The organism is Colwellia sp. MB3u-41 (assembly GCF_014076845.1).
In the GTDB taxonomy this organism is placed as follows: domain Bacteria; phylum Pseudomonadota; class Gammaproteobacteria; order Enterobacterales; family Alteromonadaceae; genus Colwellia_A.
The window spans coordinates 82314-95568 of sequence record NZ_JACGUT010000074.1; the positions used below are offsets into that span (position 1 = coordinate 82314).

The 13255-nt window shown below is 37.3% G+C and carries 11 protein-coding genes; 3 read left to right on the forward strand and 8 right to left on the reverse strand.

Annotated features, from left to right (window positions below; genetic code table 11):
• Nucleotides 1–116: 116 nt before the first annotated feature.
• The gene (locus H4J73_RS08085; RefSeq protein ID WP_182223864.1) at nt 117–1427 is read right to left on the reverse strand and encodes a glycerophosphodiester phosphodiesterase family protein; all 1311 of its coding nucleotides are present in this window, start codon (nt 1425–1427) and stop codon (nt 117–119) included.
• Nucleotides 1428–1781: 354 nt separating this feature from the next.
• Here H4J73_RS08085 and H4J73_RS08090 point away from each other — a divergent pair, with 354 nt between their 5' ends.
• The 3 genes from H4J73_RS08090 (at nt 1782) to H4J73_RS08100 (ending at nt 6198) form a co-directional block, all read left to right on the forward strand.
• Entirely contained in the window at nt 1782–2441 is a 660-nt protein-coding gene (locus tag H4J73_RS08090; protein ID WP_182180883.1) for a peptidylprolyl isomerase, read from the forward strand.
• Nucleotides 2442–2776: 335 nt separating this feature from the next.
• Complete coding sequence (locus H4J73_RS08095) at nt 2777–4441, forward strand: M14 family zinc carboxypeptidase (RefSeq protein WP_182223865.1); 1665 nt, start codon at nt 2777–2779, stop codon at nt 4439–4441.
• A gap of 2 nt (nt 4442–4443) precedes the next feature.
• Complete coding sequence (locus tag H4J73_RS08100; RefSeq protein WP_182180885.1) at nt 4444–6198, forward strand: M14 family metallopeptidase; 1755 nt, start codon at nt 4444–4446, stop codon at nt 6196–6198.
• Nucleotides 6199–6279: 81 nt separating this feature from the next.
• Here H4J73_RS08100 and bla read toward each other — a convergent pair whose 3' ends face one another.
• From bla to H4J73_RS08130, 7 genes are all read right to left on the reverse strand, one after another.
• Entirely contained in the window at nt 6280–7164 is an 885-nt protein-coding gene (gene bla / locus H4J73_RS08105; RefSeq protein ID WP_182223866.1) for a class A beta-lactamase, read from the reverse strand.
• A 193-nt stretch (nt 7165–7357) separates the two neighbouring features.
• On the reverse strand, nt 7358–8584 hold the full coding sequence (locus H4J73_RS20765) for a S41 family peptidase (protein WP_182180887.1): 1227 nt from the start codon (nt 8582–8584) through the stop codon (nt 7358–7360).
• Nucleotides 8585–8930: 346 nt separating this feature from the next.
• Nucleotides 8931–9386 (reverse strand): hypothetical protein, encoded by a 456-nt coding sequence (locus H4J73_RS08115; protein WP_182180888.1) that lies wholly within the window; start codon nt 9384–9386, stop codon nt 8931–8933.
• A 112-nt stretch (nt 9387–9498) separates the two neighbouring features.
• Nucleotides 9499–9678, reverse strand: coding sequence for a hypothetical protein (locus H4J73_RS20210; protein ID WP_220460073.1), 180 nt, complete (start codon nt 9676–9678; stop codon nt 9499–9501).
• A 17-nt stretch (nt 9679–9695) separates the two neighbouring features.
• On the reverse strand, nt 9696–9923 hold the full coding sequence (locus H4J73_RS20215) for a hypothetical protein (protein ID WP_220460659.1): 228 nt from the start codon (nt 9921–9923) through the stop codon (nt 9696–9698).
• An 866-nt stretch (nt 9924–10789) separates the two neighbouring features.
• Nucleotides 10790–11089 carry a hypothetical protein gene (locus H4J73_RS08125; RefSeq protein WP_220460075.1) on the reverse strand — a complete coding sequence of 100 codons (300 nt, stop codon included), beginning with the start codon at nt 11087–11089 and terminating at the stop codon, nt 10790–10792.
• Nucleotides 11090–12044: 955 nt separating this feature from the next.
• The gene (locus H4J73_RS08130) at nt 12045–13043 is read right to left on the reverse strand and encodes a transposase (protein ID WP_182180889.1); all 999 of its coding nucleotides are present in this window, start codon (nt 13041–13043) and stop codon (nt 12045–12047) included.
• Nucleotides 13044–13255: the final 212 nt, after the last annotated feature.

The window sequence follows — 13255 nt, forward strand, 5'->3', positions numbered from 1 at the left end:
CTCTATGCTGTTGAGTCTCTGAATAAAAATAGCGTTTAGCGCGTAATCCAGCATAAATTATAACAATGAATACTGAAATTCGTATTCATTGTTATAAAGTTTTTTCGTTATTCCCTTTACTCTTTATCAAGCCCCATACAATTAGCGTAATAAGTAACCGTTGCTGGCCAATCAGAAAACACACCAACAACACCTACATCCTTTGCTAAAACATCTAACAATATAAGTACATCACCTTCGTTATTTATTGCGTCGGATATACTTTGATAATACCACCCACCACCATTGGCTAATAAGCCTGAACGTTCAAGCGACCATGCAATAATGTTAAGTTCAGCGGCTTTAGCTGCTTTAGTATATTCAGAAGGTATAATTTCACCTGCTGAATTTAAGGTCACCAACATCCATAAAGGTGGCGCTATATACTCAACACCTTGGCTTTTTAACTGGTCCATACTTGGGGTCCAAGTTTCTGGATTTTGCGGATCAAAACCAGCCTCACTATTTCTACCATCAAGAAATACCGCTTGTTTAGCAAACGCTGAGTCATTCGCTATCCAATATTCAACATCTTTAAGATTAAATGATTGTGGGTACACTTGAGATGCTGGCACGCCAGCAACTATGTATTCGTCGAGCATTTTTTGCGCATAATCTGCTTGACTAAAGTTGTCAAAGGGCATTTGTACGCTAGCGGCCTTTAATTCAGGTGTCATTTTAACACCGGCATTTTTGAACATGGCGATACTTTCAGCATGCGTTATTAATGTTCCTGTACCTGAGTAAAGGTCAGTACGCCAATCAGGTGTGCCTCGCATGTATTCTTCTACGGTAGTTGCTTGTAAGTTCGCACCATCCATCTTACCTTTAAGTGCTTTAAATTGGGCAAGCGTAATATCACTTGTACAGCATTTGGCGGTAGCTAATGCGCCATTGGCTAGGTCTGCCGGAGAGAATGGCTGTGAACATTGAGCCGCGAGCTCTGGTATGGCTAGAATATTAGTTGTTGTGGCTAAATCACATTGAGAGTGACGACACACTAAGGCCTTGTCTGAGGTAAAGGTAACATCACATTCAACAATACCAGCACCAGAATCAATGGCAGCTTGATAAGACTCTTTGGTATGTTCTGGGAAGAGCATAGAAGCGCCACGATGTCCTATTGAGAAATCAGAACGGTAAAACGTATTATCTTTACACTGCTCAAGCTTAGTTTTTAATTCACTGTTTTTCATTTCATTAATTAAAAATAAGGGTCTTACCCCTACTTGAGCAACCACTTTAGCCGAGACTTTAGCTACGGCTTCGTTATTAAATTCAAGAGGAACTGCATCAACGGTATTATTGTCACTATTGCACCCTGTTTGAAAAAAAGCCGCCGTTAACGCCAGTAAAACCCAATGTTTTTTTGGAAAATAAGTTTGCATAACTGTTCCTTGTATTGACGCTTTATAAAATGAGTAACAAAATTTTTAAAATATAATTGAAGTTCGTGTCATGCTAGGTGAGTATTGTGGCAATTTAATGATGTATTTGTGACGAACTAACGCTAAAATTTTCCGTGGTAACAGGTATTTAACACCACTCTTTCATGATGTGTTATTGGGTTGTCATCGCGGTGTTACCCACTAAATATAAACATCAGCAATCAATTTCTTCTGAAATTATGCGTGTCAATATTGAAGATATTGACAACTAAAAGTTTAAAGTCACGCTTAATATCTGATAATATTTAATCAATTAACTCCTTTTAACTCATTGAAATAAAATAGACACTACCTATGAAAAATAATAAAAACATCATTGCTGGCCTTTTTATAATCATAACGCTAGCCGCTTGTAATCCCATAGATCCCGCCCTAAAAACGGCAGACAAATTTATAACAAAACAAACGTTAGATAAAACTGACCCTGCTTGGAAAACCACGTTACGTAAACCGCCACTACTTACCTTTACACCAGGTAAAGATTACTTTTGGGAATTGCAAACAAACCAAGGTAATTTGACTATCAAGCTTTTAACCGATTCTGCACCTATGCATGTTTCTAGTACTATTTATTTAACTAAACTGGGGTTCTATGACGAGTTAACTTTTCATCGTGTTATTCCTGGTTTTATGGCACAAGGTGGTGACCCTATGGGTAATGGTACTGGCAACCCTGGTTATAAATATGATGGCGAGTTTAAGAGCGACATAAGTCATAGTGAGGCGGGTATATTAAGCATGGCAAATTCAGGTCCAGGTACTGACGGTAGTCAGTTTTTTATTACTTTTTTACCTACGCCCTTTTTAGATGGTAAACATACTGTTTTTGGTAAAGTCGTCACAGATTTAGAGGGTAGCTTAGCTAAAATTGAAGCCTTAGGTAGCCGAGGAGGTAAAACTAAAGAAACGGTTAAAATTATTAAAGCATCAATCCGTATAGCAGACAGTAAATAAGATGACTTAAAAATATCTGAACAGCAACAAAGCGCCCCATTCTTTTTTACGAAAGGCGATATAAAACAAAAAGGCGCCCGCTATAACTAAGGTCTTTCAATACATTTACTCCTGCAAGTCAGGTTTATTATCTTCTACAGAGAGTAAACCTGACTCACCTTGTTTAATTTTTTAGACATTTTTGACGTTTAGCCTGAATATCTAACAAACCAGCTCATTTAAAGCACTTTTCTTTGAATTCATTGAATAAAATATATACTCTTTATGGATAATTTAAGTTCGCTTAAAAAATTATTATAACAACTCAGCGTTTTTTAACAGGAGCATACAAGTAAATGAAGCGACTACTCGCGTTATTCCTCATCTCTGGCAGTTGTGTTGGTCAAGACTATCTTAACCAATACACCAGTCATGCTGAGATGTTAGAACAGTTAAAACAACTGGGTGTAAAAACTCAGCAAATAGGGTCTTCTCGCTCGGGGAAATCGATAGTTGTGGCACAATTTGGCGATGAAAAGTCACCCGCTGTACTGGTTACCGGAAACGTTGATGGTGATTATTTGGTAGGTACTGAACTTGCTATGCGTCTTATTGAAGATCTAAAGTCAGGCAAAGTAGAGCGAAATGGCAAGAGTATATTTATTGTGCCAATGCCCAACCCCGACGCAACAAATTTTATGCTGGGTAAAAATGGCTATTCAACCACGTTTAATCATTTAGAAACAGATGACGACAACGACTTAAAGACAAATGAAGATGGCCCTAACGATCTCAACAACGATGGTTTTATTTCCCAACTTAGGATCACAGACCGTTCAGGTTTGTACAAACCCAGTGAACAAGCGCCAAATTTATTAGTTAAAGTAGACCCATTGAAAAACGAAGAAGGTCAATACCGAGTACTCAATGAAGGCAAAGATGACGACGACGATGGCCAATTAGACGAAGACGGCTATGGCGGAGCAGCAATAAATAAAAATTTCACCTACAACTACGACTATTTTGGTGTTGGCTCTGGTGTTAATCAAGCATCTGAACCTGAAACACGTGCCTTGATTGATTTTGTGATCGATCATCAAAATATTTTGATGACGGTTAACTTTTCTAAATACGACAATCTGCATGAAAACTGGCCAGCCAAAAAAGTAATAGTCAGCGAATATAAACGCCCACTAGAAGCTTTCGATAAAATGCCTAAAGAAGATGTTGACAGTTATAAGTTATTTTCTAACTTATGGCTCGAAGATCATAAAGACTGGACAGTAAGCGCCAAAAACCGTGGACAAGGTACTTTTCACGACTGGGCCTATTTTCATGGTGGCAGGTGGTCTATAGCGACTAATGGTTGGAATTTCAAACAAATAACCATTGCAAAAACGAGTGAAGACAAAAATAAAAACGATACGGATGTTGCAGAAAATAAAGACGATAACAAAAAGAGTACAGACGCGAAAATTTCAGATACCAAAGAAAGCCGTTTGGTTGCTAATGCTAAAAGTAAAGGGCTTCAAGGCGCTGTAGTGCCGTGGACAAAAATAGCTCACCCCGACTTTGCTGATGAGCAAGTAGAAGTGGGCGGATTTCGACTTGCCTACTTGAACAACCCTGATGTTGCTGTTTTTGCCCAGACGAAGAGTTCAGAATACGTTACTTCATTAACCACGTTATTTCCTAAACTTAAAGTCAGTCAAAGCGTTGAAAAGCTCGGCAACGATCTTTACCGAGTCACCTTAAAAATCAAAAATACTGGCAAACTGCCAACACAAAGTGCAATGGGAAAGCTAACGCGCTGGATGCTACCAGTAAGAGTTCAATGGAATTTACCTAAAGAAAACTTTATTGGCGGTTCCAAGCGGACATTATTAGCGCCTATTGAGGCTCATGGCGGACAACAAGAAATCAAATGGCTGATCAACACCAAAGGGCATCGTAATGCCTCATTTGAAATATCTTCACCGGTCATCGATGCAGTAAAACAAACCGTTAAGTTTGGAGCTTAATTATGAAAAAAATAGTGCTCATCGGTATTTTAACCGTCACGGCTTTATTAAATGTAACGGCACAAGCCGCAGATAAACTTACCGGTTTACAAGCGTTAGGTGCCCCTCTAGACCCTAAAGTAGATATACGTTGGAATCGTTTTTACGACTCAGAAAGTACGATAAAAATACTTAAAAAAATAAATAAAGCCTACCCAAAACTTACGCGACTGGCCTCTATTGGTCAGTCCTTTGAAGGGCGTGATATTTTTGTTATCAAGATCACCAATTACAACAACGGCGATGATACAACAAAACCTGCAATGTATATTGATGGCAATATTCATTCTAATGAAATTCAAGGAACAGAAGTCTCTCTTTATACCGCTTGGTTCTTAACGGAAAGCTACGGTAAAGTGAAATGGATAACCGAACTGCTTAACGACAAAGCCTTCTATATAGTGCCAACCATAAACCCTGACGGACGTGATTGGTTTATGAATGAAGCAAATACCGCGCACTCTCCTCGCTCTGGCATGGTTCCCACTGACAACGACCTTGACGGTGAAATAGATGAAGACGGTCCAGAAGATCTCAATAATGATGGCCACATTACTAGCATGCGTATCAAAGATACGGTACGTGGTACGCATAAAGAAGACGAAAAATACCCCGGCTTAATGGTGCGTGTTGCTGAAGGTCAAACGGGCGATTATCGTATGTTAGGCGCTGAAGGATATGACAACGATGGTGATGGCCGTGTAAACGAAGATGGCAAAGGGGTTTACGAATATGATCCTAATCGTGACTGGGCAAATGAATGGGAGCCTGCTTATATTCAAAGAGGTGCACGTCGTTATCCTTTTTCATTAAAAGAAACCAGTGCCGTTGCGAAATTTGTTAAAGCTCACCGTAACATTGCTGCCGCTCAAAGTTACCACAATGCTGGCGGTATGATTTTACGTGGCCCCGGTAAAGCAAATAACAAATACACTCGTTCTGATATTGGCGTATACGACTTTATTGCCAACCAAGGTGAACAAATATTGCCAAATTATCGCTATCTTGTTGCTTGGAAAGATCTCTATCAAGTTTACGGTGGTGAGTTTGACTGGTTTTATGGCAACAATGGCATAATGGCATTTACCAATGAACTGTGGACTTCTGCTAACATGTTTCGCCCAAACGACAAAACACGCGACAAATTGGGTAATCAAAATCATAATTTCAACACGCATCTTTTATTTGGTGATGCGTTTGTGCCTTGGACTAAAGTAAAGCACCCTATTTATGGTGATATTGAAGTAGGCGGTTTTAAGAAAAATTTTGGTAGAACACCCCCCTCTTTTCTTTTAGAGGAAGAAGCACACCGAAATATGGCCTTTACCTTATTTCATGCCTACCATATGCCACAACTAAAAGTGACACGTTCGTCAACACGTAAGCTCAGTAACGGTTTGTATGAGATCACGGCTAACATTGCAAATGAAAGAGCAATACCGACACGCTTGTCACAAGATGTTAATAACAACCTGTCTTTTGAAGACCGTATATCTATAGTATCTAAAGACTTTAAAATATTAAGTGGGTTAACGGTCATTAGTGAGGGGGCGAACACGCATACTGACCACGACTTAAACCCAGCGACAATTAAAGTAGCAACTATTGCTGGGCATTCAACAACCGTCGTTAAGTGGATTGTTGATGGCAAAGGCAGTTACCAGGTAACAGTAGACTCAGAAAAAGGAGGGAAAGACAGCAAAACCTTTACTTTCTAGCCATAACGCTGACTAGGTAACGTTAATTAATAAACCGGCCTATGCCGGTTTTTTAATAAATGTTCACAAATTCTTTAGCGTTTATTTACGATAAACAGCGAATATTGCTTTGCCTATATCCGCAATGGCTTTATTACGTTGGGCGAAAGTGGCATCGGTCTGCGTTAAATAAATACTAATAATTAGCGGTGTTCGTTTATCAGACCAAACAACAGCGGTAATTCCTCTGGAACCAAAGCCCCCAGAGCCTGAACGGTCTGCAATGAACCAATGTTCAGGGAGTACCGACCGCAATAAACTCCCCGTAACTTTGTTATCTATCATCCATTGCTTGAGTTGCACTTTTGAATCTCGAGATAATACATCACCAAATAATAAGGTATGCAAACTTTTCACCATTGCATTTGGGGTTGTGGTATCTCTTTTATCGCCATCAAGTGCTTCATTTAATTCAGGTTCAATTCTATCTAACCGAGTGAATTCATCGCCAATAGCACGCATAAACTGCGTTAAAGCTTTGGGTCCATCAATACCTTTAAATACAATATTGGTCGCGGTATTGTCACTCATGATCATCGCTGCTGAGCATGCCTCCTTTAACGAGATTTTTTCACCAACAAGCTTTTTTGTTATCGGCGACCAATTAATCAAAGAATCTGTGGTTATAACGGTAGCAGTATCAAAAGATTGTAATCCTTTTTCAACATCAGCAAGTAATTTTGCGCAGGCAAATACTTTAAATGTGCTCATTAATGGAAATTTAGTATTGCCATTATAATCCCATGAGTCATTGGCTTTTACATCATAAATAGAAACACCTATACGAGCGCCAAGCAGGTGTTCTTGTGCTTCTATTTGCTCTAAAATTGTATTAGCTCGAGCACTACCCGCCAACCCAATATGAATCAAGAAACTGAGTAAGAAAGCGTTGCAGATAGAAACTTGCGCTTTAAAAATAAAGGTCATTATCTTCACTCTCGTGTCTGCATATTCTTGTAGGGTTAAACACTTTTATTTACACAGTATTTTTCAAAGCTATTATCTGTGCAACTACGATTAACTAACTAGGTCAGTAACACGCTAAGTAATGGTTCGTGTAATTGACTAGGAACAAGCACAACCGCAGCTTGATCCGTGTAAGCAAGTTGTTATAAGCGGATTAATTCAATCCCACATCATGTATTATCCATTGCAATTGAGGGTCATTATTAGAAAGGTAATCATCAATTGAAACTTCAATGGCAACATCTGGGTATAACGCATCATTTTTGTCATTACCAAAATGATATAACCGCTTTGAATACGTTACCCCTAGTGTAGAATTTGGTAACGTGAATTGTCCCATATCTTGATATCCTGAAGGTTTAGCACCGGTAGGCTCCCCCACTAACTTTGCATTCAATAGTTGTGAGAATTGGGCGGCATTACTCATTGCAGCTGAGAAGGTAGCATGATCAATAAGAACATAAACGCCTGATTTCCAATCAATGCTATCCGCCAACACAAGCAGTTCAGCAAGTTTTAAACCGACAAAAAAATTACCTCCATAATTTTCTCTAAGATCTATTATCAACTTTTCTGACGCTTGTTCATTAATGAAAGAAAGTAAATCTTCAGCCAATGATCCCATGTTCGATATTGAGGTGTAACGACGAAACTTAACATAAATTATTTTTTTATTTTTTGACGCCCCAAACCAAAGATTGTCGTTTAATTTTTCCTCTACAGGAAATAAAGAGTAGTTTTCAATTGAGAGATAAGCGTTATATTCGTTTGAGTGATGAGATTTTAATTGCTGTTTTACTCGCTTTTCACCCACTTTAAATGTGAACCAAGCGTGATCTGTATCGTTAATAATCCCTAAGCCATTAAGCAGTTCAGCTTTGGGAATATACTCTGCTGCTCTTACTTGTGTTGAGTATTTGTTTTCAGAGAAAGGCGTGAGTTGAGAAAATAAAAGATAAATTTCTTCTGCTTGAATACCGTCAATTGTTTCAAGTTTAGCGCCAAGAAGGTGTTTAAAATCTTTTGTTGTTTTAATAACATAAAGCTTTCCTTGCATCATTTTTAATTGAATAGGAAAACTTTTTAGATTAGCTCCCCATAAAGGTAATGATGTATGCCCGTCGCCAATGCTGTGTGTTAACTTCATTAATTGAACTAAAATCTGATTGTTCGTTAACGTCGCTAAAGTGCTTTTCAGATGCATTATTTTTTTATTAAATGCTTGCTTGGAAATTGTATGATAAAGGTCTATGTGCTTCTCTGTTAGCCTTTGAGAGTAAACATCAAGATCATCTTGCCAGTTTTTAATCTCTAATAAATTGGTTAAGCCATAACAGTTTAACGAAAATATTGATAATAAAAATAAAAGGGGAAACCTCACACTATATTCCTTTAGCCATATAACAGCCATTAGTGGATAAAATCGCTGGCTAAAATGTATGCAGGCAGTAAAAGTAGCCCGCGATACTTTTAACACGTAAAATTTTTGTTAGGATTTTATGACAGCCAATCCCTGCAAGCTTATTGATGTTAGCCTTCGAAATAACACCAGCTATAATAATATGCATTGCAGAATTAACGACATACTCTATTTTGCACCTGCTCACTCATTTTTCACCACCCATTGGAAATACTTCACTGTAAAAACGGTGTTAGGTGTTTTGCTTAATGTTATATATACACACAACATGATAATTGCCAGTAGAGAAGACTATCACAGTACGTTGTTAAATATCATCCATGCGGTGAACGGCGTGCATAAGTTGTTGAGACTTTAGCTGTTGAAATTCAATTAAATTCTCAAGATGGGTTTTAACGGTTTCGCTTGAAACTAGCCCCTTAATAAGAAGTAACCACTCACTTAGCTGGAATCTTATTTCTGTGGTCATATCAAGCACAATATCAATACTCACATCTGGCTTTGCTTTAAAACTATTAATACGCGCTGATATCTGATGTTCAATATCCTCGTCAAGCCACGTACTGAGCACGCCAATAGATTCATCGCTAATTAATTTCTTAATGCCTTGAATATTCTCTGCCTGTTTCTCAATGACATAATGAAGAAAAATACGTGTTCGTTCATCTTTGGTGTTTTCTAAAAAACAGCTATATAAACCATTCAATTCTTGATTGATTTCCATTACATGTTCATATATTTCTTTTAATTGATGAAATCTCATTTGATGCTCCTTAACGTTATAATAAGCCTTATCGCTTTGTCGTAGCGTAGTTAAATCTTGACCTAAATTTAACCGTTTAAATTTGCGATAACATTTAATTAGTAGCTATATATTAAGATTTAAGCAAGTTTTGTAGGATGGGGTTTGTGGTTGTATACAACGTAGCAACACGCTTTGTCGTATCCATTGACTGCTTAATAGCAAAAGCCGCTAATGCTGACTCATGAAAGCCACTTAAAATTAAGTTTCTTTTACTTGGATAGTAGTTTAGGTCTCCAACAGCATAGTTCATTTCAAAGTTCCAATTAGCTATGGGTCCAATTTTGACGAGAGACCAAACATAACAAGTAAATGATCAACATCAACCGTTCTTTTTAAGCCTGAAGACCGAACAATAGGCTTGCTTAGTGAGTCTCCATCTTTCGTATAATCAAAGACCTGGCCGTTTAAAAATTGCATATCGTAACTTGTACATAGCTGCTCTATTTTATTAATACTCGCTGCAGATGCTCTAAAATTAGTACTTCTGTGAATCATCAGAACACTTTGTGCAATGGGCTGTAATATAAGTGCCCAATCAAAAGCGCTACCACCACCTTAAACAACAACATTTTTATCTTTATATAAAATTTTTTCTTTCACTTTATAAAAAGTTGACGGTTTTCAAACTCTTTTATTCCCTTCACTTTTAAACGAACGGGTTCAAAAGCGCCACTTCCTGTGGCAATAATTACTGACTTACATTCAAGTAAAATACCTTTTTCTGTTTTGATAAAACTAAATTTTATCTTTCTTTATGAATCTCTATAGCTTTTTTAACGCATCAGTTATCGATTCGCCTGAAGGCATAGGAATAGCAGGAATATCATAGATAGGTTTGTCTGAATAAAGTTATGAACACTAGCCCCCAAAGTTTCGAAATACTATCAACAACTACCGCTTTAAGGCCTTGTAAACCTAATTCAAATACTTAAAATATTCCAACAGGACCTGCATCAATAGATACATTTGTATGTACCTTATTGATACCCCTACGTAATGCATGTCAATTGCATGTTACTGACCATTTCACAAACGCCCGTATTTATTTTTTCACAGGGATTTATGCTGACAAAATGATTTTTAAAAAGAGAAACTAAAGCCAATTGACGACTTACCCCCATATTTTAAAGTCTACTCAACTTTTTGGGCTTGGCACATTTTAAAATATAATAATCCAGATTTATGTTTAAAAATATGTAGAGCACTAATAGGAAAACATATGCACTTAACTGGCCATACAGACTATAAAATGATAATTTTTATCTATCTTTCTTGCTCTTTTGGCAAAAAATAGCGTGCACAAAACAACTATTTTCTAGTAAAAGGAACGAACTGCAAGGAATAAAACTAGCGTGCCAGAATTAAGGCCCACCTAGCGTGATCCACTCGATTAGTTCGCTAGAGTTTTTCAAAGCGAACTGCCTTTTAATCAGCCTCCCAGATGTATCAAAGAGTAAAATCTCCGCAGCGCTGGCTTGGTGTTCAGCGATAAGCTGGTCTCCCTCTGGGGTGTTAATTTTGGCGATTAGAAAGAGGACTTGGTCACCAAGATCATCACGAGCTTTATTCATCTGTTCAGTCTGGCTTATGCTAACTACAAGGTTTGGATCATAGATAAACACTAGAGCCGGCAAGCCGGTTCCTATTTGCTCGTGAGTCATCTTAAAAGCCTTAGGAATCAACGTTACTGCAAATCCTATAAATATAAATATAAATATGATGACACCAATATAAATCCAAGGATTTCGACGAGTAGAGTTAAGGTTGTATTTTTCGTTGATAACTAATTTCTCTTTTTATTGTTGAAGCTATAACAGCTTATTAATACGCCTTTAAGATTAAAGCGCCGACAATTTTAAACACAATCTTTCACGCACCACATTTTTATAATATATTTAATAAGTTATCAGCAATTTTTGTTGTATTCAACATCGTATATAACTTTGCATAACAAGCCATGAAATATATGAGCCAACACATGGCTCGTTATGCATGCATTCCATCTAAATTAAAGGTAATAAAAACAATTTAATACCTTTAATTTGGAATAAACGAGCCTTAATAATATATTTAAATAACATGCCAATAAATTTGGTGAGTAATTCATTAGAAAACCTATGGCAAATAATTTATAGCTCATGCTTATAAAGCGTACAAAGAAGACGGTAGATTTTGTAATTTACATATGCTTTTTGATGTTTTAAGAAAAGAAATATACGGAAATTGGATCATAGTATCGTGCCTGCATATAAATTAGAACAACTTACTATAATAGATTAGGACATCCATTAAGTTTAATAAAGTAATAGATTAGGACATCCATTAAGTTTAATAAAGAATAGACAATACATTACCTAAATAGCTTTGCGAAATACAAGGAATAGATTAGGACATCCATAGAATAGATTAGAAAGAATAGATTAGGACATCCATTAATTTTAATAATAGACAATACATTACCTAAATAGCTTTGCGAAATACAGACGGTGGTAGATATTGTGTTTTTCTATGAACTTATTAGGTTAATCTAGCTTGTGAAACGACAGACCAATGAATTTTACCCACACGAATACCAGTGTGATGCTGTTTAAGGGGATTTATAATATACTTAGGGTGTCAGTGAAATATTGCTGCTTGCTGTCGATGACCGCCAATCCATTGCTTACCTGTGTGGGCAGCAAAAGCATTAAGCTCTTCTAACGAGCCAACAGCTTGATGATATTTTTTACCAAAATGCTTGGCAAGTTGTAACCAATCGTCACTATTGATGCCTAAAGCCCTTAACAACGGGCATATTTTTTCATTAATCTTACCGCGCTTATCTGCTTTAATAATTTTTCCTGTTTCTTCTACTAGGGTTAAATAATCAAGGAGGGAGAACGCTATACCTTTAGGTGAATTTTTATGTTCCTTACCCATAAAACCCATTAAAGGTTTAGGGGTAAATGGTAATTTCACTTTGTTATCAATATAACTTGCTTTGTCATGAATGCGTTCAAAAATAGAGGTGTATTCTGCGGTTTGTACCGTATCTGCCATTTTCGCTCTTATGGGATTTAAGTCCACATAGGCCATACAGACAATTACTGCTTTTTCATCAAGCAGCGCTTGTGACTTAAACCGCCCTTCCCAGAATCTGCCTTTACAGTTATCTTCAGTATTGGCTTTACGGGCGATATATTCATTTAAGTTACGCATTAGCCAAGATAAATCACTTAAGCGACTTCGCCATTGATTGATAATCTCTTGCGCTTTATCAATTTCGGCTTGGCAACTGCTTTCTCCTTTATGTAATCGCTCAACTAATGGATGGCTATGATAAAGCTGCTGCCAACGCTGACAAACCTCATAGTCATTCCAAGCAAGTGCTTCACTTTCATCAATATACACAACAAGGTGATAGTGATTCGACATTACGGCATATGCCGCTACATCAATAGCAAAAATTGAGGTTAAAAAGCGAATACGGTCGACCATCCATTGCCTGCGGTGTTCAAAGTTTTGTTTAGTATAGTCATCTTCTCCGCATAAATAGGCACGGCGTACACAGCGAGAGATTAAGTGATAATAACGGGTATCTTGAAGGGATACTTGCTTACTGCGTGCTTGGGTCATGAAAAACACCTCTTTACTGCTGGTTATTTAACCATAGTAAAGCGGTGTGATTTAATCAATAAATTTTGGGTGTCCCAATATTTCATCATAATAACGGGTATCTTGAAGGGATACTTGCTTACTGCGTGCTTGGGTCATGAAAAACACCTCTTTACTGCTGGTTATTTAACCATAGTAAAGCGGTGTGATTTAATCAATAAATTTTGGGTGTC

What these genes read in the sequence shown, in the direction of transcription:
- H4J73_RS08095 (WP_182223865.1), top strand. Translation starts at nt 2,777, where the DNA reads ATGAAGCGACTACTCGCGTTATTCCTCATCTCTGGCAGTTGTGTTGGT.
- H4J73_RS08130 (WP_182180889.1), bottom strand. Translation starts at nt 13,043, where the DNA reads ATGACCCAAGCACGCAGTAAGCAAGTATCCCTTCAAGATACCCGTTAT.
- H4J73_RS08115 (WP_182180888.1), bottom strand. Translation starts at nt 9,386, where the DNA reads ATGAGATTTCATCAATTAAAAGAAATATATGAACATGTAATGGAAATC.
- H4J73_RS08085 (WP_182223864.1), bottom strand. Translation starts at nt 1,427, where the DNA reads ATGCAAACTTATTTTCCAAAAAAACATTGGGTTTTACTGGCGTTAACG.
- bla (WP_182223866.1), bottom strand. Translation starts at nt 7,164, where the DNA reads ATGACCTTTATTTTTAAAGCGCAAGTTTCTATCTGCAACGCTTTCTTA.
- H4J73_RS08100 (WP_182180885.1), top strand. Translation starts at nt 4,444, where the DNA reads ATGAAAAAAATAGTGCTCATCGGTATTTTAACCGTCACGGCTTTATTA.
- H4J73_RS20210 (WP_220460073.1), bottom strand. Translation starts at nt 9,678, where the DNA reads ATGAACTATGCTGTTGGAGACCTAAACTACTATCCAAGTAAAAGAAAC.
- H4J73_RS08125 (WP_220460075.1), bottom strand. Translation starts at nt 11,089, where the DNA reads ATGACTCACGAGCAAATAGGAACCGGCTTGCCGGCTCTAGTGTTTATC.
- H4J73_RS08090 (WP_182180883.1), top strand. Translation starts at nt 1,782, where the DNA reads ATGAAAAATAATAAAAACATCATTGCTGGCCTTTTTATAATCATAACG.
- H4J73_RS20215 (WP_220460659.1), bottom strand. Translation starts at nt 9,923, where the DNA reads ATGATTCACAGAAGTACTAATTTTAGAGCATCTGCAGCGAGTATTAAT.